This window comes from Sphingomonas sp. BE138 (genome assembly GCF_031456125.1).
In the GTDB taxonomy this organism is placed as follows: domain Bacteria; phylum Pseudomonadota; class Alphaproteobacteria; order Sphingomonadales; family Sphingomonadaceae; genus Sphingomonas.
On record NZ_JAVDUC010000004.1, the window covers coordinates 89,102 to 111,357 of the forward strand.

Annotated in this window: 19 protein-coding genes and 1 riboswitch; of the genes, 8 read left to right on the forward strand and 11 right to left on the reverse strand. The window is 68.5% G+C overall.

The genetic code is table 11. From position 1 onward, the window contains the following. Positions 1-61 precede the first annotated feature (61 nt). The 3 genes from J2Y58_RS07275 to katG all read left to right on the forward strand — a co-directional run bounded on the left by J2Y58_RS07275 (position 62) and on the right by katG (position 4,732). A complete protein-coding gene (locus tag J2Y58_RS07275) occupies positions 62-1,147 on the forward strand; it encodes a glycosyltransferase family 1 protein (RefSeq protein ID WP_310100797.1) in 1,086 nt (361 codons plus the stop codon). After that, positions 1,144-2,352 (forward strand): glycosyltransferase family 4 protein, encoded by a 1,209-nt coding sequence (locus J2Y58_RS07280; RefSeq protein ID WP_310100798.1) that lies wholly within the window; start codon positions 1,144-1,146, stop codon positions 2,350-2,352. The genes J2Y58_RS07275 and J2Y58_RS07280 overlap by 4 nt, the downstream gene beginning before the upstream one ends. A 157-nt stretch (positions 2,353-2,509) precedes the next feature. Continuing rightward, positions 2,510-4,732 carry a catalase/peroxidase HPI gene (gene katG, locus J2Y58_RS07285; protein WP_310100800.1) on the forward strand — a complete coding sequence of 741 codons (2,223 nt, stop codon included), beginning with the start codon at positions 2,510-2,512 and terminating at the stop codon, positions 4,730-4,732. Between the two features lie 329 nt (positions 4,733-5,061). Here the strand turns inward: katG and J2Y58_RS07290 are convergent, their stop codons facing one another. From J2Y58_RS07290 to J2Y58_RS07300, 3 genes are read right to left on the reverse strand one after another with little or no spacing between them, the layout of a single operon-like run. Next, positions 5,062-5,268 (reverse strand): hypothetical protein, encoded by a 207-nt coding sequence (locus tag J2Y58_RS07290; RefSeq protein WP_310100802.1) that lies wholly within the window; start codon positions 5,266-5,268, stop codon positions 5,062-5,064. Position 5,269: 1 nt separating this feature from the next. Further along, a complete protein-coding gene (gene tgt, locus J2Y58_RS07295) occupies positions 5,270-6,403 on the reverse strand; it encodes a tRNA guanosine(34) transglycosylase Tgt (protein WP_310100804.1) in 1,134 nt (377 codons plus the stop codon). After that, on the reverse strand, positions 6,400-6,939 hold the full coding sequence (locus J2Y58_RS07300) for an EF-hand domain-containing protein (RefSeq protein ID WP_310100806.1): 540 nt from the start codon (positions 6,937-6,939) through the stop codon (positions 6,400-6,402). The genes tgt and J2Y58_RS07300 overlap by 4 nt, the downstream gene beginning before the upstream one ends. 53 nt (positions 6,940-6,992) lie before the next feature. Between J2Y58_RS07300 and J2Y58_RS07305 the strand changes: the two genes are divergently transcribed. Beyond that, positions 6,993-8,207 (forward strand): carbohydrate porin, encoded by a 1,215-nt coding sequence (locus J2Y58_RS07305; RefSeq protein WP_310100808.1) that lies wholly within the window; start codon positions 6,993-6,995, stop codon positions 8,205-8,207. A 5-nt stretch (positions 8,208-8,212) separates the two neighbouring features. Here the strand turns inward: J2Y58_RS07305 and J2Y58_RS07310 are convergent, their stop codons facing one another. The 3 genes from J2Y58_RS07310 to J2Y58_RS07320 form a co-directional block, all read right to left on the reverse strand. Next, positions 8,213-8,722 (reverse strand): hypothetical protein, encoded by a 510-nt coding sequence (locus J2Y58_RS07310; RefSeq protein WP_310100810.1) that lies wholly within the window; start codon positions 8,720-8,722, stop codon positions 8,213-8,215. A 100-nt stretch (positions 8,723-8,822) separates the two neighbouring features. Beyond that, entirely contained in the window at positions 8,823-9,851 is a 1,029-nt protein-coding gene (locus J2Y58_RS07315; protein WP_310100812.1) for a methionine synthase, read from the reverse strand. Positions 9,852-9,880: 29 nt separating this feature from the next. Continuing rightward, positions 9,881-10,864: a DUF1852 domain-containing protein gene (locus tag J2Y58_RS07320; RefSeq protein ID WP_310100814.1), complete on the reverse strand. Its 984-nt coding sequence runs from the start codon at positions 10,862-10,864 to the stop codon at positions 9,881-9,883. 125 nt (positions 10,865-10,989) lie between these two features. Beyond that, positions 10,990-11,213: riboswitch (cobalamin riboswitch) on the reverse strand. A gap of 311 nt (positions 11,214-11,524) precedes the next feature. On the opposite strand from J2Y58_RS07320, the gene acnA reads away from it, so the two are divergent. Together acnA and J2Y58_RS07330 are read left to right on the forward strand one after the other, a co-directional pair. Beyond that, the gene (gene acnA / locus J2Y58_RS07325; RefSeq protein WP_310100816.1) at positions 11,525-14,212 is read left to right on the forward strand and encodes an aconitate hydratase AcnA; all 2,688 of its coding nucleotides are present in this window, start codon (positions 11,525-11,527) and stop codon (positions 14,210-14,212) included. 72 nt (positions 14,213-14,284) lie between these two features. Next, entirely contained in the window at positions 14,285-14,581 is a 297-nt protein-coding gene (locus J2Y58_RS07330; protein WP_310100818.1) for a zinc ribbon domain-containing protein YjdM, read from the forward strand. Between the two features lie 119 nt (positions 14,582-14,700). Here the strand turns inward: J2Y58_RS07330 and J2Y58_RS07335 are convergent, their stop codons facing one another. From J2Y58_RS07335 to J2Y58_RS07350, 4 genes are all read right to left on the reverse strand, one after another. Continuing rightward, positions 14,701-16,092 carry an amino acid permease gene (locus J2Y58_RS07335; protein WP_310100820.1) on the reverse strand — a complete coding sequence of 464 codons (1,392 nt, stop codon included), beginning with the start codon at positions 16,090-16,092 and terminating at the stop codon, positions 14,701-14,703. A 163-nt stretch (positions 16,093-16,255) separates the two neighbouring features. Beyond that, positions 16,256-16,687 carry a CoA-binding protein gene (locus tag J2Y58_RS07340; protein ID WP_310100822.1) on the reverse strand — a complete coding sequence of 144 codons (432 nt, stop codon included), beginning with the start codon at positions 16,685-16,687 and terminating at the stop codon, positions 16,256-16,258. Between the two features lie 46 nt (positions 16,688-16,733). Further along, a complete protein-coding gene (locus J2Y58_RS07345; protein WP_310100824.1) occupies positions 16,734-17,591 on the reverse strand; it encodes an oxygenase MpaB family protein in 858 nt (285 codons plus the stop codon). Positions 17,592-17,619: 28 nt separating this feature from the next. Next, on the reverse strand, positions 17,620-18,132 hold the full coding sequence (locus J2Y58_RS07350; protein ID WP_310100826.1) for a MucR family transcriptional regulator: 513 nt from the start codon (positions 18,130-18,132) through the stop codon (positions 17,620-17,622). A gap of 224 nt (positions 18,133-18,356) precedes the next feature. Between J2Y58_RS07350 and J2Y58_RS07355 the strand changes: the two genes are divergently transcribed. Together J2Y58_RS07355 and J2Y58_RS07360 are read left to right on the forward strand one after the other, a co-directional pair. Next, positions 18,357-19,775, forward strand: a complete 1,419-nt coding sequence (locus J2Y58_RS07355) for an amidohydrolase (protein WP_310100829.1) — start codon at positions 18,357-18,359, stop codon at positions 19,773-19,775. Continuing rightward, positions 19,772-21,067: an amidohydrolase family protein gene (locus J2Y58_RS07360; RefSeq protein ID WP_310100832.1), complete on the forward strand. Its 1,296-nt coding sequence runs from the start codon at positions 19,772-19,774 to the stop codon at positions 21,065-21,067. Before J2Y58_RS07355 ends, J2Y58_RS07360 begins: the two co-directional genes overlap by 4 nt. Before the next feature lie 147 nt (positions 21,068-21,214). On the opposite strand, the gene J2Y58_RS07365 is transcribed toward J2Y58_RS07360, so the two are convergent. Continuing rightward, positions 21,215-22,216 carry an NAD(P)H-quinone oxidoreductase gene (locus J2Y58_RS07365; protein WP_310100835.1) on the reverse strand — a complete coding sequence of 334 codons (1,002 nt, stop codon included), beginning with the start codon at positions 22,214-22,216 and terminating at the stop codon, positions 21,215-21,217. Positions 22,217-22,256: the final 40 nt, after the last annotated feature.

Below are 22,256 nucleotides of genomic sequence, written 5' to 3' on the forward strand. Positions count from 1 at the left end.
GGGTCGACGGAATGACGCACGGCGATGCGCGCAAGCGACCCATGACCTGCCGGGTCGCGTCGTGACCGGCACCGTCTTCATCAACGGCCGGTTCCTTACCCAGCCGATGAGCGGGGTGCAGCGATACGCGCAGGAGATCGTCACCGCGCTCGACGTGCTGGCGGGCGAGGCCGCGCTGGCGCAGCGCTTCGTGCTCCTCACCCCCCCGGGCGCGCGACCGCTCGACCTGCGCCACATCGCGACGCGTGCCGTCGGTACGCGCGGGGGGCACCTGTGGGACCAGCGCGACTTCGCCCGCGCGTCGCGCACCGGCACCGCGCTGTGCCTCGCCGCCAGCGGCCCGGTCCTGAAGAAGCGCCAGGTGGTCGTCATCCACGACGCCTCGGTGCAGCGCCACCCCGAATTCTTCGGCAAGCCCTACGTGCTGCTCCATACCCTGCTCGACCAGCTGCTCGCGCGCCGCGCGACCATCGCGACGGTGTCCGAGTTCTCGCGCGGCGAGCTGGCCGACGTGCTCCCGCTCGCCGCGCGCGACATCGTGGTCGCCCCCAACGGTGCCGAGCATCTCGCCATCGCGCCCGACGCGGGCGTGGTCGAGCGGCTCGGGCTGACGCGCGGCGGCTATTTCCTGACGCTGGGCAATCTCACCGCCAACAAGAACCTGGCCGTCGCGCTGCGCGCGCTCGCCCGCCTGACGCCCGGCAGCGCGAAGCTGGTGGCAGTGGGCCGGCTAGACCGTGCGGTGTTCGGCAACGCCGGCCTGCCCGAGCCCGGACCCGACGTGCTGCTCCCCGGGCGGCTCGACGACGCGGAGGTCGCCGGGCTGATGCAGGGCGCGCGCGCGCTGATCTTCCCCAGCATCTACGAGGGCTTCGGAATTCCCCCACTGGAAGCGTTCGTCAACGGCTGCCCGGTCCTCGCCAGCACCGCGCCCGCTGTGCAGGAGGTCTGCGGCCCGGCCGCGGACTATTTCGAGCCGCACGACGATGCGACGCTGGCGGCGCTGATGCGGATGCTCCTCGACGACGCCGACGGCGCGCTGCGCCGCGACCGGCTGGACAAGGCCCGCGACCGCGTCGCGCGCTATAGCTGGCGGAACTCGGCGCGCATCCTCGCCGATGCCTGTGCAAGGGTGGCTGCGGCATGAAGATCCTGATCGTCAACGTCCTCTACCCGCCGCACAAGGTCGGCGGTGCGGAGAAGTCGGTGTCGCTGCTTGCCGAGGCGCTGGTGCGCGCCGGCGACGAGGTGGTCGTCGCCACGCTCGACGACATCGCCGCGCCCGCGGTCGCGGTCGAGAACGGCGTGAAGGTCCACCGCCTGCCGATGGACAATCTTTATTGGCCCTATGACGCATCGGCCCCCGCGCAGCCCAAGCTCAGGCGGCTGCAATGGCACGCGCGCAACCGCTGGAACCGCACCGCCGCGCGCCGCTTCGCCGCGATCCTCGATGCCGAGCGCCCCGATGTCGTCCACTGCAACGTCGTCACCGGGTTCAGTGCCGCGATCTGGCCCGAAATCACGAAGCGCGGCCTGCCGCTCGTCCAGACGCTGCGCGATTACGGCGTGATGTGCACCCGCTCGGCGCTGTTCAAGAACGGCGCGAACTGCGCCACCCGCTGCCTTGAGTGCCGCGTGCTCACCGCCCCGGCCAAGACCGCCTCGCGTCAGGTCGATCAGCTCGTCTCGAACAGCGATTACGTCATCCGCCGCCACCATGCCGAGGGTTACTTTCCCGGCGTGCCGGCGCGTCGAATCTTCAACATCGTGCCGCTTGACGAACAGCCGCGCGATCCGCCCGCGCCCGACGCGCCGTTCGTCTTCGGCTTCATCGGCCGCGTCGAGGCGGAAAAGGGCATCGACGTCGTGCTGGAGGCGACCACCCGCGTCACCCGCGCCGACTGGCGGCTGAAGATCGCGGGGGTCGGCGTCCCCGATTACGTCGCCGAGTTGAAGGCACGTTACCCCGATCCGCGCATCGAATGGCTCGGCTTCTCGCAGGCCGCCGATTTCTACCGCGCGATCGACACCGTGCTGATCTCCTCGGTCTGGCCCGAGCCGCTGCCGCGCACGCTGATCGAGGCGCTGTCCTATGGCCTGTCGGCGATCTGCGCCGAGGCGGGCGGCATTCCCGAGATCGCCGATCTGGCCGCGCACGCGATCACCTACCAGCCGACCGATGTCGAGGCGCTCGCCGCCGCGATGGACACCGCGCTTGGCGATGCGGAGGCGTGGCGCGCGGGCGGCCTGCGCGACCCGGATGCGCTGAACTGGTTCGCAGAGGACCGCATCGTCGCCGAGAACCGCGCCGCCTATGCCGATGCGATTGCGTCGGTCGGAACGCGTTGCTGATCGACCCTGTCGATCATACCATCCACCTTTTCGCATTTTCCCGATCAACACGCCTCGGCTACCACTCGTGTCACAGACCGCAGGGGAAAGGTCGTGCGCGCCCGTGCGTAAGGGCAGCAGCAGACCCGGAACACGGTCGCGAGAGGAGTGAGCAATCATGGACGCCATCACCGAGGGTAGCCCGATCAACGACCCCAAGAAGCAGCCGGCCGCGATGCGCAAGCTGCTGGGGCATACGTCGCGGGACTGGTGGCCCGAATCGCTGTCCATCGACATCCTGCACCAGCAGGGCAAGTCGGGCAGCCCGTACGGCGACGAATTCGATTACGCGGCCGAGTTCCTGAAGCTCGACCTGAAGGCGGTGAAGGCCGATCTGACCGCGCTGATGACCGACAGCCAGCCGTGGTGGCCGGCGGATTACGGTCACTACGGCCCGTTCTTCATCCGCATGGCCTGGCACTCGGCCGGCACCTATCGCACCGGCGACGGTCGCGGTGGCTCGTCGGCGGGGCAGCAGCGGTTCGCGCCGCTGAATTCGTGGCCGGATAACGGCAACCTCGACAAGGCGCGCCGCCTGCTGTGGCCGATCAAGCAGAAGTACGGCCGTGCGCTCAGCTGGGCCGACCTGTTCATCCTTGCCGGCAACGTCGCGATCGAATCGATGGGCGGCCCGACCTTCGGCTTCGGCGGCGGTCGCGCCGACGTGTTCGAGCCCGAGAAGGACGTGTACTGGGGCACCGAGGAGGAATGGCTCGGCCAGACCCGCATCGACGAGGAAGCCGGGCTCGCGCTCGAAAGCCCGCTTGCCGCGATCCAGCACGGTCTCATCTACGTGAACCCGGAAGGACCGGGCGGCTGCCCGAACCCGATGGGCTCGGCCCGCGACATGCGCGAGACGTTCGCGCGCATGGGCATGAACGACGAGGAGACCGCAGCGCTCACCGCCGGGGGCCATACCTTCGGCAAGGCGCACGGCGCGGGCGATCCGAAGCTGGTTGGTCGTGAGCCCGAAGGCGCCGACATCGCGGCGCAGGGTCTCGGCTGGGCGTCGACGCACGAAAGCGGTATGGGCGATCACACGATCACCTCGGGGATCGAGGGCGCGTGGACGCCGACCCCGACGACGTGGGACATGACCTATTTCGACATGCTGCTCGACCACGAATACGAACTGACCAAGAGCCCGGCGGGCGCACATCAGTTCCAGCCGGTCGGCAACCCCGAGGACACGCTGGCCCCGGCTGCGCATACGCCCGGCAAGAAGGTGCCGACGATGATGACCTCGGCCGACATGGCGCTGAAGGTCGACCCGAAGTACCGCGCGGTCATGGAGAAGTTCCGGGCCGATCCGGCCTACTTCGCCGACGCATGGGCGCGTGCGTGGTTCAAGCTGACGCACCGCGACATGGGGCCGAAGATCCGCTACCTGGGCACGGAAGTGCCGCAGGAGGATCTGATCTGGCAGGATCCGATCCCGGCGGTCGACCACCCGTTGATCGACGACGCCGATGTCGCCGCGCTCAAGGCCAAGCTGCTGGACAGCGGGCTGTCGGTGCAGGATCTGGTCAAGACCGCCTGGGCCTCGGCCTCGACCTATCGCGGTTCGGACAAGCGCGGCGGCGCCAACGGCGCGCGCATCCGCTTCGCGCCGCAGCGCAACTGGGAGGTCAACGAGCCGGAAAACCTCACCCGCGTGCTTGGCGTGCTGGAGCAGGTGAAGGCCGACTTCGACGCATCGGCCACCGGCGGCAAGAAGGTGTCGATCGCCGACCTGATCGTGCTCGGCGGCTCGGCGGCGGTCGAGAAGGCGGCCAAGGACGCCGGCCATGATGTGACCGTCCCGTTCACGCCCGGCCGCGCCGACGCGCTGGAGGAGCAGACCGACGCCGAGAGCTTCGACGTGCTCGAGCCCAAGGCCGATGGTTTCCGCAACTACCTCCAGGTGCAGTTCAACGTGCCGACCGAGGAGTTGCTGATCGACCGGGCGCAGCTGCTGGAGCTGACCGCGCCGCAGATGGCGGTGCTGGTGGGTGGGCTGCGCGTGCTGGGTGCCAATGCGCTCGGCACCGAGCACGGTGTGTTCACGAAGCGCGTGGGTCAGCTGACCAACGACTTCTTCGTCAACCTGCTCGACATGAACACCGCCTGGAAGCAGGTCAGCGACGAAAGCGACCAGGAGTTCGTCGGCACCGACCGTACGACGCACGAGCAGAAGTGGACCGCGTCGCGCACCGACCTGGTGTTCGGCTCCAACTCGCAGCTGCGCGCGCTGTCGGAGGTCTATGCCTGCGCCGACTCGGGCGAGAAGTTCGTCGCCGACTTCGTGAAGGCGTGGACAAAGGTGATGAACGCCGACCGATTCGATCTGGTCACGCATTGATCGATCGGCTACCAAGCGCTTGAAGAATCGGGAGGGACCGGGCGGCGCCATCGGCTGCTGCGCGGTCCCTTCCCTCGTCTACCGGCCGAACAGCCCTTCGGGTCGCCCGATGGCTGCCTCAGTCGGGGCCGCCGACGTGCCCCCCACGTCGGCGGCCGAACCTTCCAGAGAGGCTAGCTCTTCTCTCCTCGTTATCCCCGCGAGGGCGAGGATCCAGAACCGCTGACGCCCAGGCTCTTGCGACAACCTGCGCGTCGGGTTTCCCGCCTCCGCGGGAATGACGGTGGAGTGGGGCGACGGGACGCACCCGCCCCCACTTCGCCCTCCCCCTACTTCTTGCCCTCGTCCTTGCGCGCGTTCGCGAACAGCACCGCCGCGGCCACCGCCGCCGATCCGATGCCGACCCCCAGCCACGTCTTGGCGGGGTTCCAATGCCCCTTGCGCTGATGCGCCGCGGCGCCCGGCGCGCCGGCTTCCTCGTGCGCCTTCGCCGCGGCGGCGGTCGCCAGGATCTCGTTGGGTTGCTCGTCGCTCACGTCACTCTCCTTTTGGCGCGTCATACCGCGCGCGAAAGCCATTGGCGAACGCCGCCAGCCGCCGGTCCGAGATGGCGGCGCGCAGGTCGGCCATCAACGCCTCGTAGAAGGCGATATTGTGCTCGGTCATCAACATCGCGCCCAGCATCTCCCCGGCACGCACCAGATGGTGCACATAGGCGCGCGTCCACGTCGTGCACACAGCGCACGCGCATTCCGGGGCAAGCGGCCCCTGATCCTCGGCGAAGCGCGCGTTGCGGATGTTGATCGGCCCGGTTCGCGTGAACGCCTGCCCCGTCCGCCCCGAACGCGTCGGCATCACGCAGTCGAACATGTCGACCCCGCGTTCGACCGCGCCCACGATGTCGGTCGGCTTGCCGACGCCCATCAGGTAGCGGGGGCGGTCGGCGGGCAATTGCGCGGGCGCGAAGTCGAGGCACCCGAACATCGCGGCCTGCCCCTCGCCGACCGCCAGCCCGCCAATCGCATAGCCGTCGAACCCGATATCGATCAGCGCGTCCGCACTCGCCTTGCGCAGCCCTTCGTCGAGCGCGCCCTGCTGGATGCCAAAGATCGCGTTGTTCTCCGCGTGCTCGCCGCCGCCGTCGAACGCGTCGCGGCTGCGCTTGGCCCAGCGCATCGAGCGCTCCATGGCGGCAGCCTGCACCTCGCGCGTCGAGGTGGTCGGGACCAGCTCGTCGAACGCCATAACGATATTGCTGCCCAGCAACCGCTGAATCTCGATCGAGCGTTCCGGCGAGATCATGTGCCGCGTCCCGTCGAGGTGCGAGGCGAACGCCACGCCCTCCTCGGAACGCTTCGTCAGCGCCGAGAGGCTCATCACCTGATAGCCGCCCGAATCGGTCAGGATCGGCTTGTCCCACCCCATGAAGGCGTGCAGCCCGCCGAGCCGCGCCACGCGTTCGGCGCCGGGGCGCAGCATCAGGTGATAGGTGTTGCCCAGGATGATGTCCGCACCCGCACGTTCGACGTCGGCGGGCTTCATCGCCTTGACGGTCGCGGCGGTGCCGACCGGCATGAACGCCGGCGTGCGGATCACCCCGCGCTGCATCGTGATCGTGCCGGTGCGCGCCGCGCCGTCGGTCGCCGCGACCTGGAAAGCGAAGCGCGTCATCGCCGCCGCCGCTTGCCGGCGTCGGGCGCATCGGCTTTCTTCTCCGGGCGACGCCCCGCGGTCGGCCCCTGCGCGTCGATCGGCATCGTGCGATACGTCAGCAGCTCCGCCCGGCTGATCGCATGGTCGCCGTCGCGGTCGTAGCGCGCGAACAGTCGCGAGAAATGGTCCTGCAACTCCGCCAGCGTCACCGCCTCGTCATTGTCGCGGTCGACCTCGTACGGACTCGGCAACGCCGCGCGATCGCCCAGGTAGCGCAGCGCCCAGTCGCCGAACGCGATGTAGCGCAGCTTGCCGGTCTTGCCCGGATCGAACGCCGCGAACGACGTGGCGAGACAGTCGTCCAGCTCGTACCGCTCGACCCGCGCGTCGCCATCCGCGTCGCACGCCGCGATCATCATCGCGGCCGGTTCGACGACCATCGTCGCCGGCGTCTGCGGGGTGGCGGGCAGCGGCGCGCGGACGGTGATGTCGCCTTCCTGCGGCGCGCCCTGCGCAGGCGCCGCGGCGAGCAGAAGCAACGCAAACGGAATCATGATCGCTCCGTGGCAGAAGCGCGGGCACATCGCCAGCATCTTGGGGCTGTGCCATGAGCGATTCGATGCGAGCGACGGCGGCGACAGGGGCAGGGTTGGTGGGGGCGGCGGCGCTGGCGTTATGGCCGTGCGGCGCGCCGGCGCAGACCCAGCGCCCGACCGGCTACCCGCGGTCCGCCAACGAGCGGGAGGGGGGGCCGGTGACCACATCGGCAGTCTACACCGCCGACGTCATCGCCGATGTCGCCGGCGGCCGCGCGCGCGGGGTTCGCTACCTCGACAACCTCGACCTGCAAGTCGCGGTCGATGCGGAGCGGCTGGTCGGCTGGCGCGGCGCGCGCGCCTTCGGCTACATTCTTCACAACAACGGCGCGCGCTTCTCGCCCGCGCTCGCCGGCGACTTCCAGATCGCCTCGAACATCGAGACGGGCGTGCGCGCGACACGACTGTTCGAAGCGTGGCTGGAACAGGACATCGGTCGCAGCGCCTCGGTGAAAGCCGGGCTCTACAATCTGAACTCGGAGTTCGACACCACGCTGTCAGGCACCCTGTTCTTGCTGTCCTCGCACGGCATGGGTCCCGACATCGCGCAATCGGGGCGGCGCGGGCCGTCGATCTTCCCGGTCACCTCGGTCGCGGTGCGCGGCGAGGTCGCGCTCGACGATCGCTGGCTGGTGCGCGCCGCCGTTCTGGACGCGGTGCCCGGCGACCCGGCGCACCCGGCCGCCACCGCGATACGCCTCCGGCGGCGCGACGGCGCGCTGGTGATCGCCGAGCTGGCGCGGCTGGGCACGCGCACCAAGCTGGCGGTCGGCAGCTGGCGGTATCTGGCGCGCCTGCCGCGGCTTCAGGACGAACCGCGCGAAGGCGACGGCAGTCGCGGCGCCTATGCGCTGGTCGAGCACCAGCTGCACGGCGCGGTGCGGGGCGGCGCGGGCGTCAGCGGGTGGCTGCGCTACGGCGTCGCGGACCGGCGGTACAACCCGGCCGCACAATATCTCGGCGGCGGCGTCGTGCGCACCGGCATCGGTGCCGCCCGCCCGGACGACCAGATCGGCCTGTCCTTCGCTGCGGTGTCGTTCGGCTCGCGCTACCGCCGGATAGAGCGGACGGGCCCCGGCGAGTTGATCGTCGAGGCCGCCTATCGCCTCGTGGCGCGCTCGTGGCTCGTGATCGAGCCCGACGTGCAATGGGTCGCCAGTCCGGGCGGCCGTCGCGACGTGCGCGATGCACTCGTCGTGGCGTTGCGCATCAAGATCGGGCGGTAGCGCCGCTACCCGTCGCGCCAGCGTGCCACCGCCGCGTCATAGTCGGTGCGTGCCGCCTCGCGCGCGTCCTCCAGCGCAGCGCGCTCCGTGCGCCAGCGTTGCTCGAGCGCGCGCTGCTCGCGCTCCAGCGCGGCGAGTCGCGCCGCCAGCGCGCGCCGCTCGTTCTCGATGGCGGCGCGCGCCCGCTCCAGCGCCGCCTCCGCCGTTTCCAACGCTTCCCGACTCGGACGCGGCGCGGCGGCCGGCTTGCGCTTCGCCGCCATCGTCTTCTTGCGCGGCGCCGGCGCCGCGGCGAGCTGCTCCTCCGCGGTGCCGCGCGATCGCTTCACGACCTCGCCCGGCGCCGCGAGCGGCGCCTCCATCAATGCCGGGTCGGTCACCTCCTCCGCCACTCCGCGCGCGAACAGGTCGACGTCGGCACCCCACGCCGCCAGCGCCGCCTTGCGACTCGGCGCCGCGACATAGGCGTCGTGGAAGCCGGCGGCGGTCCGGAACACCTTCAGCTTGCGCGCCATCGTCCCTCGCTCCTCACCGGCGGCGCTTACCCGCACCGCCCGGCGAGAACGAACGCGCCGCGCACCCCGCCGTGCCGCACCTGTCGTTATCCGCTGCCGCTCAGGCCGCCAATTCCTTGCGGACGATCTCGGCGCCGGCGCCCAGCGCCTTCAGCTTGCCCCGTGCGACGGCGCGCGACAAGGGAGCCATCCCGCAGTTCGTCGCCGGATAGAGCTTGTCCGCGTCGACGAAGCGTAGCGCATGGCGCAGCGTAGCGGCGACCTGTTCCGGCGTCTCGATGGCGTCGGTCGCGACGTCGATCGCGCCGACCATCACCTTCTTGCCGCGAATCAGTTCGATCAGGTCCATCGGCACGCGCGAGTTCTGGCACTCGAGCGAGATGATATCGATGGTCGACTTCCGAAGGTTGGGGAAGGTTTCCTCATACTGGCGCCATTCGGAGCCGAGCGTCTTCTTCCAATCCGTGTTGGCCTTGATGCCATAGCCATAGCAGATGTGGACGGCGGTTTCGGCCCTCAGCCCCTCCGCTGCGCGCTCCAGCGTGGCGATGCCCCAATCGTTCGCCTCGTCGAAGAACACGTTGAACGCGGGTTCGTCGAACTGGATGATGTCGACGCCGGCCGCTTCCAGCTCGCGCGCTTCCTCGTTCAGGATGCGGGCGAACTCCCACGCCAGCTTCTCGCGGCTGCGATAATGGGCGTCGTAGAGCGTGTCGATCATCGTCATCGGCCCCGGCAGCGTCCACTTGATCGGCCGAGCGGTTTGCGCGCGCAGGAACCGTGCATCGTCGACGAAGACCGACGTGGGCCGCGAAACCGCCCCGACGACCGTCGGCACGCTGGCGTCGTAGCGGTTGCGGATGCGCACGGTCTCGCGCTTCTCGAAATCGACACCGTCCAGATGCTCGATGAACGTCGTCACGAAATGCTGGCGCGTCTGTTCGCCATCGCCGAGGATGTCGATACCTGCCTGCCGTTGGTCGTCGACCGCCAGGCGCAGCGCGTCCTGCTTGCCCGCAACGAGATCCTCGCCTTCCAGCTTCCATGGCGACCACAGGGTCTCGGGCCGGGCGAGCCAGGAAGGCTTGGGCAAGCTGCCCGCGGTCGTCGTCGGCAACAATGTCGTCATGATGCAAATACCTTCGTGCGGGAGGGTGGTCAGAGGCCGCAGGTCGCGGACCAGCGCTGGAGCGCGGCACTGTGCGGCTTGATGAAATGCTCTTCCGCGAACTTGCCTTGTTCGACGGCAAGCCGGCTGCGCTCCTCGCGATCGTAGACGATGCGGGTCATCGAATAGTCCTGATACTTCAGGCTGGGCTGATAATACTCCGCTGCCACCGAATTCCCGTTGTAGATCTCTGGGCGATATATTTTCTGAAAGGTCTCCATCGTGGCGATCGTGCTGGCGAGTTCGAGGTTCGTGTAATCGCTGACCAGATCGCCGGTATGGTAGAACGCGAACGGCGCGACGCTGTGCGGCGGCATGAAGTACCGGACCTTCATGCCCATCTTTGCAAAATACCGATCGGTGGGCGAGAAGGTGTCGTTGCTATACTCGACGCCGAGGATCGGATGCACGTTGGCGGTCCGGTGATAGACTTCCTTGCTCGAGACGCTGAGACAGATGACCGGGGCTTTTTGGAAGTTGTCGCGATAGGCGCTTGAGCCGAGGAAATGCTTGAACAGGTTGCCGTGCAGATCGCCGAAGCCTTCCGGAGCGCCGGCACCTCCGGCGCTGAGGTGGTTGGGCAGAACGACGCTGAAGTCGTAATCCCGCACGTACGAGGAGAAGTTGTTGCCGATCATGCCGTCGCTGCGCTCGCCGCGCGTCCTGTCGATGACGGTGGTGTGCAGGATCTCGATCAGCGGGAAGGCTTCGTCACCCGCCCCGTCCCCCAGCGTGAGCGCGGCCGAAACGATCTTCAGCTCCAGCGCGTAGCGATCACCCGTGGGATTGTCCCAGTGCATCAGCGCGTTGAAGCGATGATCAATCATCACCAGCGTATTGCGCAGATTTTCCCGGCGGCTTGTTCCCCGCGCAAGATTGGCGAAGTTCGTGGTGATGCGCGTGCTGTCGGCCGGACGATAATCCTCGTCGAACGGGATGCTGCTGATCGAGAATGTGAACCCGCTATTCGTCATGACTCACCCAGGCTTTGCGGGCGGGAGGTCAGGCGAAAGCGCGCAAGGCGTGAACAGCCTCCGATGGCGGGAAGCCACGGACCGTCGCATCAAGCGCGATCCACCGGAGGAACCCCCGTCCGAGGAACGTTATGGCGTCGAACGGCAGGTCTCCTGGCTCACGGGTCAACGCGGTGGCTCCGGTCTTCCCAGGCTCCTTGCGGGAACCCAGTGACACGAAATGGAGCCGCCACTCGCCGCTTACAGTTGCGGGGGCAGCGCCGGACTCTGCCCCGAAGGGCACCACCGGCTTCCCGTCTTAGCCCCATCGCCATGCCTGGAATGGGGAACCTCGACAGGTTTGTTCAACACCAATCCGCACCAACTGTCAACGTCATATAAAGATATCCTTATATCTTGATGAGTGTGCGGCAGCAGGTTCGTCGGCCTCGACTTCCGAGCGGATGGCGATGGAGCAGGAGAATCGCGGGGTGCGTCATGCTAATGAGATCCTGCGCAAGCCCGCGGTCGCCTGATAGGAAAGGACCGCGCGCCCCCCTTTCGCACCTGCGGCACCACTGCTATCGCCCGCGGCGATCGAGAGTTTCGCTCCCGTCGCCGCCCGCCCGCGCCCCTGGCACGCCGCGCCCGACGACGGCCCTTGAAGAAAGGACCATGCCCATGACGGCCATCGGCCAGGATACGTTGAACGCCCGCCAGACGCTTCAGGCCGGGGGCCAGTCCTACGACTATTTCGCGCTGAAGAGCGCCGAGGAGAAGTTCGGCGACATCAGCCGCCTGCCCTTCTCGATGAAGGTGTTGCTGGAAAACATGCTCCGCTTCGAGGACGGCGTGACCGTTACCGAGGCCGACATCAAGGCGATCGTCGATTGGCAGCAGGAGCGGCGTTCGGACCGCGAGATCCAGTATCGCCCCGCGCGCGTGCTGATGCAGGACTTCACCGGCGTGCCGTGCGTGGTCGATCTTGCCGCGATGCGCGACGCGATCACGAAGCTGGGCGGCGACGCGGCGAAGATCAATCCGCAGGTCCCCGTCCACCTCGTCATCGACCACTCGGTCATGGTCGACGAGTTCGGCACGCCCAAGGCGTTTGAGGACAACGTCGACCTCGAATATGCCCGCAATTCGGAGCGCTACGAGTTCCTGAAGTGGGGCAGCAAGGCGCTCGACAATTTCAAGGTCGTGCCGCCGGGCACCGGCATCTGCCACCAGGTCAACCTTGAGTACATCGGCCACGCCGTCTGGTCGTCGCAGGAAACCGGCGACCACGCCAAGGGTCAGGCGAAGATCGCCTATCCCGACACGCTGGTCGGCACCGACAGCCACACCACGATGATCAACGGCCTGGGCGTGCTCGGCTGGGGCGTCGGCGGGATCGAGGCCGAGGCCGCGATGCTTGGCCAGCCGGTCTCGATGCTGATCCCCGAGGTCGTCGGCTTCAAGCTGACCGGCAGCCTGCGCGAGGGCATCACCGCGACCGACCTCGTGCTGACGGTCACGCAGATGCTGCGCGCCAAGGGCGTGGTCGGCCGCTTCGTCGAATTCTACGGCCCGGGCCTCGACCAGATGACGCTGGCCGATCGTGCGACGATCGCCAACATGGCGCCCGAATACGGTGCGACCTGCGGCTTCTTCCCGGTCGACGACAAGACGCTCGACTACATGCGCCTCACCGGCCGCCCGGACGAAGTCGTCGCGCTGACCGAGGCCTATGCCAAGGCGCAGGGCATGTGGCGTCACGCCGACAGCCCGGACCCCGTGTTCACCGACACGCTGGAGCTGGACATGTCGAGCGTCGTCCCGTCGCTCGCCGGCCCGAAGCGCCCGCAGGACAAGGTCAGCCTCGACACCGTCGACGAGGTGTTCAACGGCGACCTGTTCAAGCTGTACCACAAGGAAAAGCCCGCGCGCGTCGCGGTCGATGAGCGTGGGCATGACATCGGCGACGGCGACGTCGTGATCGCCGCGATCACCAGCTGCACCAACACCTCCAACCCGTCGGTGCTGGTCGCCGCGGGTCTGGTCGCGCGCAAGGCGAACGCGCTGGGGCTGAAGCCGAAGCCGTGGGTGAAGACCTCGCTGGCGCCCGGGTCGCAGGTCGTGACTGACTATCTCGACAAGGCAGGGCTGTCGGCGGATCTCGACGCGATCGGCTTCAACCTCGTCGGTTATGGCTGCACCACCTGCATCGGCAATTCGGGGCCGCTGGCCGCGCCGATCTCGAAGGCGATCAACGAGAACGATCTCGTCGCCGCCTCGGTGCTGTCCGGCAACCGCAACTTCGAAGGCCGCGTGTCGCCGGACGTGCGCGCGAACTTCCTCGCCTCGCCGCCGCTCGTCGTCGCCTATGCGCTGAAGGGCACGGTGACGACCGACATGAACGACACGCCGATCGGCCAGTCCACGGACGGCGCGGATGTGTACCTCCGCGACATCTGGCCGACCAACCAGGAAGTCTCGGACCTCATGGCCGCCAACATCGACGACGGCATGTTCCGCGCTCGCTATGGCAACGTCTATGCCGGCGACAGCAAGTGGCAGGCGATCGACGTCACCGGTTCGGACACCTACGCCTGGCGCGCGGGCTCGACCTATGTCGCCAACCCGCCGTATTTTGAGGGCATGGAGATGACCCCGGCCCCGGTGACCGACATCATCGACGCCAAGCCGCTGGCGATCCTCGGCGACTCGATCACCACCGACCACATCTCCCCGGCCGGTTCGATCAAGGCGGACAGCCCGGCGGGCAAGTGGCTGCAGGAGCATCAGGTTAGCCGCGCCGACTTCAACAGCTACGGCGCGCGCCGCGGCCACCACGAGGTCATGATGCGCGGCACCTTCGCCAACATCCGGATCAGGAACGAGATGGTGCCGGGCATCGAGGGCGGCATGAGCCGTTACGACGGCCAGGTGATGCCGATCTACGACGCTGCGATGCGCCACAAGGCCGACGGCACCCCGCTCGTGATCATCGCGGGCAAGGAATATGGCACCGGCTCGTCGCGCGACTGGGCGGCGAAGGGCACCAACCTGCTCGGCGTGCGCGCGGTCATCACCGAAAGCTTCGAGCGCATCCACCGCTCGAACCTGGTCGGCATGGGCGTCCTGCCGCTCCAGTTCGCCGAGGGCGTGACCCGCGAGACGCTGAAGCTGACCGGCGACGAGACGTTCACGATCGAGAACGTCGCGAAGCTCCGTCCGCGCCAGGACGTCACCGTCACGCTGAAGCGCCAGGACGGGTCGACCGAGCAGTTCCAGACCCGCTGCCGGATCGATACCGTCAACGAGCTGGAATATTTCCTGAACGGCGGCATCCTGCAGTACGTGCTGCGGAACCTCGCTGCGTAAGCGGCGGCGGCCAGGGTGTTTTGGGAAGGGAGGGCCTTTGGTCCTCCCTTTCCTTTTAGGGGGGGTGATGGATTGAGCGACGAATACGTCTACGACGAGGCGACCGGCGAGTGGGTGCCGGCGGGCCAGGTGACGGCCGCGGCGCCGGCTGACGGTGTCGAGGTCCGTGACTCGGTCGGCAACCTGCTGGCGGACGGCGATGCGGTGACGCTCATCAAGGACCTGAAGGTCAAGGGCACCAGCCAGACGCTGAAGCGCGGCACCGCGATCAAGTCGATCCGCCTGACCGGCGACCCGCAGGAAATCGACTGCCGCTTCGACGGGATCAGAGGGTTGGTCCTGCGCGCCGAGTTCGTGAAGAAGCGCTGAGCCGACTCCTATCCGTCATCCCCGCAAAGGCGGGGATCCAGACGCGCAGGTCCATCGATAGAAGCGCGGAGGTCGGTGGTTCTGGATTCCCGCCTGCGCGGGAATGACGGAGGAGAGGCTCACGCCAACACGGCCCGCTTCCGCCCCCACACGAAATACAGCACCAGCCCTACAATATTCCACAGCAGAAAATACCCCTGAGTCTTCGCGGGCAGGCTGAAGAACAGATACACGCACCCCAGCACGCCCAGCGTGCCCACGACATTCGCCATCGGCGCGCGGAACGTCCGCTCCGCCTCCGGCGCGCGTCGACGCATCACCATCATGCACACGCATACCGCGACGAACGCCGCCAGCGTGCCGGCATTCGCCAGCGCTGCGATCGCATCGATCGGCATCACTCCCGCGATCACCGCCACCAGCGCGGCGGTCATCAGCGTGATCCGCACCGGCGCCCCGCGCCGCGACACCTTCGCCAGCCCGGCGGGCAGCAACCCGTCGCGCGCCATCACGAAGAAGATCCGGCTCTGCCCGAAGAGAAAGCCGAGGAGCACCGTCGGCAGCGCGATCACCGCACTCGCCGCCAGGAACGTCGCGAAGCCCGGCCGCCCGATATCGCGCAGGATCAGCGCCAGCGGCTCCGGCGAACCCGCGAAGCGCGTGTAGCTGAGCGCCCCGACCGCCGCCACCGCGACGCCGACATAGATGACGATACACCCGAACATCGACCCGATGATGCCGATTGACAGGTCGCGCCCCGGGTTCTTCGTCTCCTCCGCCGCGGTCGAGATCGCGTCGAAGCCGTAGAAGGCGAAGAAGATGATCGCCGCCGCCGCCATCACCCCGCGCTCTTTGCCGTCCGGGTCGACCGACGCGGCAAAACCGTGCGGCATGAACGGGTGGAGGTTGGCGGCGTCGAAATGCGGCAGCGCCACGACGACGAACACCGTCAGCGCCACCAGCTTCACCGCCACCAGCACTGCGTTCAGCGTCGCGCTCTCCTTCGTCCCGAAGCACAGCAGGCCCGCCACGACCGCGATGATGAACACCGCGGGCAGGTTGACGATCCCGTGCAGCTCCGGCCCGTTGGTCAGCGCGACCGGAAAGCCCAGTGGCGTCAGCAGCGCCGAGGCATAGCCCGACCAGCCCACCGCGACGGTCGAGACGACCAGCGAATATTCGAGGATCAGCGACCACCCGATCACCCAGGCGATCACCTCGCCCAGCACGACATAGCTGTAGGTATAGGCGCTGCCCGATGCCGGGATCATCGTCGACATCTCGGCATAGGCAAGCGCGGCGCACGCGCAGATCGCGCCCGCGATCACGAAGCTGAGCATCACCGCCGGCCCCGCACGATCCGCGCCCACGCCGATCAGCGTCAGGATTCCGGTTCCGACGATCGCACCGACGCCCAGCGCGACCAGATGCGGCCACGACAAGGTGCGCGCCAGCACCGGACCGTCGCCATGCTCGATCGCAATCGGCTTGCGCCGCAACAGACTGGACATGCACTCCCCTTTTTCGTGGTTCGGGAGAGTTGTAACAGGAGTGACGATTGCTGGGGAGGGGCTGGTCTCGCCGCGGCGCACATCCGGAACGTCTGACGTCTCGCTTCGAGCTTCAGACCCGCGCGTCTGGTTCCTGCCGGCCCGGGAATGACGGCAGCGGAGGTTACACCCCGATCCGCGCCACCCCCAGCCGCGGTATCTCGATCGCCGGGCAGCGGTCCATCACCACCTTCAGCCCCGCGGCCTCGGCGCGCGCGGCGGCGGCTTCGTCGATGACCCCGATCTGCAACCACACCGACTTGGCGCCGATCGCGATCGCCTCGTCGACCGCCGCGCCGGCATCCGACGAGCGGCGGAAAATGTCGACCATGTCGATCGGATCGCCGAGCTGCGACAGCTCGCGGAACACGAACTCGCCGTGGACGTGCTCGCCGGTGATCTGCGGATTGACAGGGATTACGCGGTAGCCGTGCGCCTGCAACGCCGCCATGACGCCATAGGATGGCCGTGTCGGGCGATCCGATGCGCCGACCAGCGCGATCGTGCGGGTTTCCTCCAGCAGCGTCCTGATCTCGTCGTCGGTCGTCAGCGGCATGATCGGCTCCTTCCGCCGTTCAGAACGACGCGAAGCGACGATCGGTTCAGGACGCGCGCAATGCCCAGCGCAGCACGCGGCTCATCCCGTCCGCCCCCGCGCGGATCGCGGGACGGGCGAGCGGCGCGGGCCGGCGATCGTGCAGCGCCGCCGCCCAGTCGGGCAGCAGGTCGAGCGCCGCCGCCGCCGCTATCGCCAGCCCGGCGGCCTGTGCGCGGTCGGGTCCCGGGGCGAGCAGCGCGTCGGCGACCTCGCGAACGCGGTGATCGCCGCGCAGCGCCGGGCGGACGGTGCGATAATAAGCCGCGATGTCGGCACGCGAGCGCGGGACGTCGCGCGCGCCCAGCCGCTCGGCGACGATCGCGACATCGGCCACGTAGCGGTCCTGCTCCGCGGGCGACAGCGCGGCGTCGCGGTAGCGCAGATAGCCGCGCAGGAAACTGTCGGTCTCCGCGACATGCACCCACGTCAGCAGCGCGGGATCGTTCGCGTCGTAGCGTGTGCCGTCCGGCAGCGCACCGTGAATGCGGTCGTGGATCGCGCGGACATGCGCGATCGTGCGCTCGGCGGCGGCGGTCGGCCCGTAGGTGGTGACCGCGATGAACTGCGCGGTGCGGCGCAACCGGCCGAGCCGGTCACGGCGGAAGTCGCTATGATCCCACACCCCCGCCAACGCGCCGGGGTGGAGCATCTGGAGCAGCAGCGCCGAGATGCCGCCGATCATCATCGCGGAAAAGTCGCCGTGGACCCGCCACGCCGGGGACGTGTCGGCGATCAATCCATGGTCGCCGGGCGGGCGGGCGAGATCCAGCTCGCCGCTGCCCACCATTTCGCGCAGCGCCTGCGCGATCGAGGCACGGGCGCGGTCGACCGCCGGTGCGATCATCGGGTCGACGATCGACATCGGCGTGCGCCTCGTGCCCTCTGCCGGGTCAGCCCTCGGCCGCCGCCGCCTTGCGACGCCCGCGACCGCCGGTCGCCGGGGCCGGCTCGCTCGCCGGCGCGCTCTCGCCGCGGCGCTCGCCGGGCTTGCGGCCCAGGCCGATCTTCTTAGCCATGTCGCGACGCGCTTCCGAATAGCTTTCGGCGACCATCGGATAGTCGGGCTTCAGGCCGTAACGCTGGCGATACTCGTCCGGGGTCAGTCCATGGCCGGCCAGATGGCGGCGCAGCGTCTTGTAGGGCTTGCCGTCGATCAGCGAGATCAGGTGATCCTTCGACGCCAGCGACTTTCGCACCGACACGGCCGGCGTATATTCTGCGGTCGGCTCTTCGGGAGCGGCCGGCGCAGTCGACGACGACAGGTTCGTCACCGCATCATGCATGGTGCGCAGAAAAGCCGGAACGTCTTCACCCGATGCGCGGGTGTTGGGATTGGCGAGCCATGCGATGGTCAGTTCGGTGGCAAGCTCAACCGCATTGGCAGTGATGGTATCGTCGGACATGGGGGGCTCCCTTACTTACGCTTGACGCCCTAATCAGGGTTTCGACGGAGGTCAACGCGATCTCCGAGGCGACGTCAACATAGATCTATTTGCTTCGACAAATATCGCGCCGGAACCTTTTCGATCGTGCGCTTGATCAATGAAGACCGCATGGTTGCTTGACCCTGAACCGCGCCCACGTCCATGATCGGGACAAGCAAAGGGCGAATAAAAGGGGTCACGACATGAAACCGGATCGCGCGCGGCGCGCATTGCTGTCGGTCGCGTTGCTGGCGGTGCCGCTGGCGGCATGCGCCACGGCGAAGGACAAGCCGGCGACCGCCGCGAAGAAGGCGCCGCCGGTACGCTACGCGCGCGACCCGTACCCTTCCACCTATCGTGCCTATCCCGGCACGCCGACGCTGGTCCGCAACGTCACGGTCTTCGACGGCGAGGGCAACCGCATCGATGGCGGCGCGATATTGTTCGCGGACGGCAAGGTCGTGGCGGTCGGCCAGACGCTCGACGCCCCCGCCGGCGCGACCATTATCGACGGGCAGGGCAAGTTCGTGACGCCAGGCGTCGTCGACATCCACAGCCACCTCGGCGACTATCCCACGCCCTCGGTCCAGGCGCATTCGGACGGCAACGAGGCGACCGCGCCGGTCACCGCCGACGTCTGGGCCGAACACAGCGTCTGGCCGCAGGACCCCGGCTTCGGCCGCGCGCTGGCCAACGGCGGCGTCACCACGCTCCAGATTCTGCCTGGCTCGGCCAACCTGATGGGCGGGCGCAGCGTGGTGCTGAAGAACGTCTACGGCCGCACGATGCAGGCGATGAAATTCCCCGGCGCGCCCTATGGGCTGAAGATGGCGTGCGGCGAGAACCCGAAGCGCGTCTACGGCTCGAAGAACCGCGAGCCCTCGACCCGCATGGGCAATGTCGCGGTCGATCGCCAGACCTGGGCGAAGGCCGCCGCCTACAAGCGCAAGTGGGACAAATATGAGGCGGAGGGCGGCGACATGCCCGACCGCGACATCGGCATGGACACGCTGCGCGGCGTGCTGTCGGGCGAGATCATGGTCCAGAACCATTGCTACCGCGCCGACGAGATGGCGATCGTCCTCGATATGGCCAAGGAGTTCGGCTATCACGTCACCGCCTTCCACCACGCAGTGGAGGCGTACAAGATCGCCGACCTGCTGAAGGCCAGCGGCACCTGCGCGGCGGTGTGGGCCGACTGGTATGGCTTCAAGATGGAAAGCTACGACGGGATCGGCGAGAACCTGGCGATTCTCGAGAATGCCGGCGCCTGCGCGATGATCCATTCCGACGACGAGAACGGCATCCAGCGGCTCAATCAGGAAGTCGCCAAGGTGCTGTCCTCGGCACGCCATTCGGGCATCCGGATCAGCGACGCGGCTGCGTGGAAGTGGCTGTCGCTCGGGCCCGCCAAGGCGCTCGGCATCGACGGGCAGACCGGCAGCCTGAAGCCGGGCAAGATGGCCGACGTCGTGCTGTGGAACGGCAATCCGTTCAGCGTCTACACCCGCCCCGAGAAAGTGTGGGTCGACGGTGCGCTGCTCTACGATGCCAATGATCCGAAACGTCGCCCGGTGAGCGACTTCGAACTCGGTCAGCCCGGATCGGGAGACGTCAAGTGAGGCGCGCGCTTTTCCTCCTCGCCACGATGCTGGCCACCCCGGCTGTCGCACAGACGACCGCGATCACCGGCGGCACCGTCGCGATCGGCGACGGCTCCGCACCGATCGAGGGCGGCACCGTGGTCATCGCCAACGGCCGCATCGTCGCCGCCGGGCGCGGCGTCGCGGTGCCCGCGGGCGCGCAGGTGATCGACGCGACCGGCAAATGGGTATCGGCGGGCGTCGTCTCCGCGCTGACCGACCTCTCGCTGGTCGATGCCGACGGCGTGCAGGAAAGCAACGACGCCGGCGCGCGCAACTCGCCCTTCAAGGCGGCGATCGACGTGTCGCTGGGCGTCAACCCGGCAGCCGTGAAGGTCGCCAACGAGCGGCTGGGCGGCGTCACCCGCGCGATCGTCACCCCCAATGCCGGCGGCTCGATCTTCGCCGGCCAGGGCGCGGTGATCGACCTGGGCGCCGATCCGGCCGCCGTCACGCGTCCGCGCGCGTTCCAATATGTCGAACTCGGCGAGGACGGCGGCAAGCTGGCCGGCGGCAGCCGCCCCGCCGCGCACGCGATGCTCCGCGACGCCTTCGCGCAGGCGCAGGACTATCGCCGCAACCCCGCCGCCTTCGACGGCCGCTCGCGCGAGGCGCTGGTGACGCGCAGCGACGCCGCGGCGCTGCTGCGCGTGCTCGACGGCGAGGTGCCGCTGCTGGTGCATGTCGAGCGCGCCGCCGACATCCGCAACGTGCTGGCGCTGACCCGCGACTATCCGAAGCTCAGGCTGGTGCTGGCCGGCGTGACCGAAGGCTGGGTGGTCGCACGCGAGATCGCGGCGGCGAAGGTGCCGGTGATCGCCGCCGCGCTCGCCGACCTGCCCGCGCAGTTCGAGAACCTCGCCGCGACCGAATCGAACGTCGGCCGCCTGCGCGCCGCCGGCGTGCCGGTCGCGCTCGCCTCGACCGGCGCGTCGGGCGGCGACCATGTGCTGCGGCAGTTCGCCGGCAACCTTGTCGCGATCGCCCGCATTCCCGGTGCGACCGGGCTCGACTGGGGGCAGGCGTTCGCGTCGATCACCAGCGGCCCGGCCGAGGCGATCGGCATGGCCGGCGAGATCGGCTCGCTGCGCCCCGGCCGCCGCGCCGACGTGGTGCTGTGGGACGGCGACCCGCTGGAGCTGTCGTCGGTGCCGGTCGCGACCTGGATCGACGGCGTCGCGCAACCGATGCAGTCGCGCCAGACCGAACTTCGCGACCGGTACCTGACGCCTACCGAAGGCGCGCTGCCCAAGGCCTACGAGCGGAAGTGAGTGGTCGACGCGATGGGATGACGTCTCATACAGGACGTCATCCCCGCGGAGGCGGGATCCAGACGTGCAGGCCTGCGCGAGGGCCGAAACGTCAGAGGTTCTGGATTCCCGCCTGCGCGGGAATGACGAAGAGCGTTGGCGAAAAACTCACGCCATCGTCAGCACGATCTTGCCCACATGGCTCCCCTCTTCCATCCGCCGGTGCGCGTCCGCCGCCTGCGCGAACGGAAACGTCCGGTCCATCACCGGCTTCAGCTTGCCCGCCGCCGCGAACGGCCACACCGTGCGCGCGATCTCCTCGGTCACCAGCGCCTTGAAGCCCGCGTCGCGCGCGCGCAGCGTCGAGCCGGTCAGCGTCAGCCGCCGTTTCATGATCTCGAACAGCGGCACCGTCGCCGAACTCCCTCGCTGCACCGCGATCGACACGTGTCGCCCGTCCTCGGCCAGGCATTGCAGGTTGCGCGGCACGTAATCCCCGCCGACCATGTCGAGCACCGCCGCGCACCCGCGCCCGCCGGTGATCTCCCTGACCCGCGCGACGAAATCCTCGGCCTTGTAGTCGATCGCATGATCCGCGCCCAGCCGCAGCGCCGCCGCCTGCTTCTCGGGCGACCCGACCGTCACGATCACCTCCAGCCCGAAGAGGTTGCCGAGCGTGATCGCCATCGTCCCGATCCCGCTGGTCCCGCCGTGCACCAGCACCGTATCGCCCTCGACCGCGAACGCGCGCTCGAACAGGTTCGTCCAGACGGTGAACAGCGTCTCGGGCAGCGCCGCGGCCTCCGTCATCGTCAGCGCATCGGGCACCGGCAGGCATTGCGCGGCGGGCGCCACCGCATATTCGGCATAGCCCCCGCCCGCGATCAGCGCGCAGACGCGGGCGCCCAGCATCCCGGGATCGACACCCTCGCCCTGCGCGACCACCTCGCCCGCGATCTCCAGCCCCAGCGTCGAGGGGGCACCGGGCGGCGGCGGGTACAGCCCCTGCCGCTGCATCACGTCGGGCCGATTGACCCCCGCCGCCGCGACGCGCACCAGCACCTCGCCGTCGCCGGGCACCGGCACGTCGCGGCGTACCGGCGCCAGCACCTCGGGGCCGCCCGCCTCGTGGGGGTCGATCGCCAGCATCGTATCGGGCACGTCGGTCATGTGCTGCGAAACCCCTTTTTTGTGGTCAGGGTTCATATTG

Coding starts and splice junctions, on each gene's coding strand:
- J2Y58_RS07280 (WP_310100798.1), top strand. CDS start 1,144: ATGAAGATCCTGATCGTCAACGTCCTCTACCCGCCGCACAAGGTCGGC.
- katG (WP_310100800.1), top strand. CDS start 2,510: ATGGACGCCATCACCGAGGGTAGCCCGATCAACGACCCCAAGAAGCAG.
- tgt (WP_310100804.1), bottom strand. CDS start 6,403: ATGACGCGCTTCGCTTTCCAGGTCGCGGCGACCGACGGCGCGGCGCGC.
- J2Y58_RS07300 (WP_310100806.1), bottom strand. CDS start 6,939: ATGATTCCGTTTGCGTTGCTTCTGCTCGCCGCGGCGCCTGCGCAGGGC.
- J2Y58_RS07305 (WP_310100808.1), top strand. CDS start 6,993: ATGAGCGATTCGATGCGAGCGACGGCGGCGACAGGGGCAGGGTTGGTG.
- J2Y58_RS07310 (WP_310100810.1), bottom strand. CDS start 8,722: ATGGCGCGCAAGCTGAAGGTGTTCCGGACCGCCGCCGGCTTCCACGAC.
- J2Y58_RS07315 (WP_310100812.1), bottom strand. CDS start 9,851: ATGACGACATTGTTGCCGACGACGACCGCGGGCAGCTTGCCCAAGCCT.
- J2Y58_RS07320 (WP_310100814.1), bottom strand. CDS start 10,864: ATGACGAATAGCGGGTTCACATTCTCGATCAGCAGCATCCCGTTCGAC.
- acnA (WP_310100816.1), top strand. CDS start 11,525: ATGACGGCCATCGGCCAGGATACGTTGAACGCCCGCCAGACGCTTCAG.
- J2Y58_RS07335 (WP_310100820.1), bottom strand. CDS start 16,092: ATGTCCAGTCTGTTGCGGCGCAAGCCGATTGCGATCGAGCATGGCGAC.
- J2Y58_RS07340 (WP_310100822.1), bottom strand. CDS start 16,687: ATGCCGCTGACGACCGACGACGAGATCAGGACGCTGCTGGAGGAAACC.
- J2Y58_RS07345 (WP_310100824.1), bottom strand. CDS start 17,591: ATGTCGATCGTCGACCCGATGATCGCACCGGCGGTCGACCGCGCCCGT.
- J2Y58_RS07350 (WP_310100826.1), bottom strand. CDS start 18,132: ATGTCCGACGATACCATCACTGCCAATGCGGTTGAGCTTGCCACCGAA.
- J2Y58_RS07355 (WP_310100829.1), top strand. CDS start 18,357: ATGAAACCGGATCGCGCGCGGCGCGCATTGCTGTCGGTCGCGTTGCTG.
- J2Y58_RS07365 (WP_310100835.1), bottom strand. CDS start 22,216: ATGACCGACGTGCCCGATACGATGCTGGCGATCGACCCCCACGAGGCG.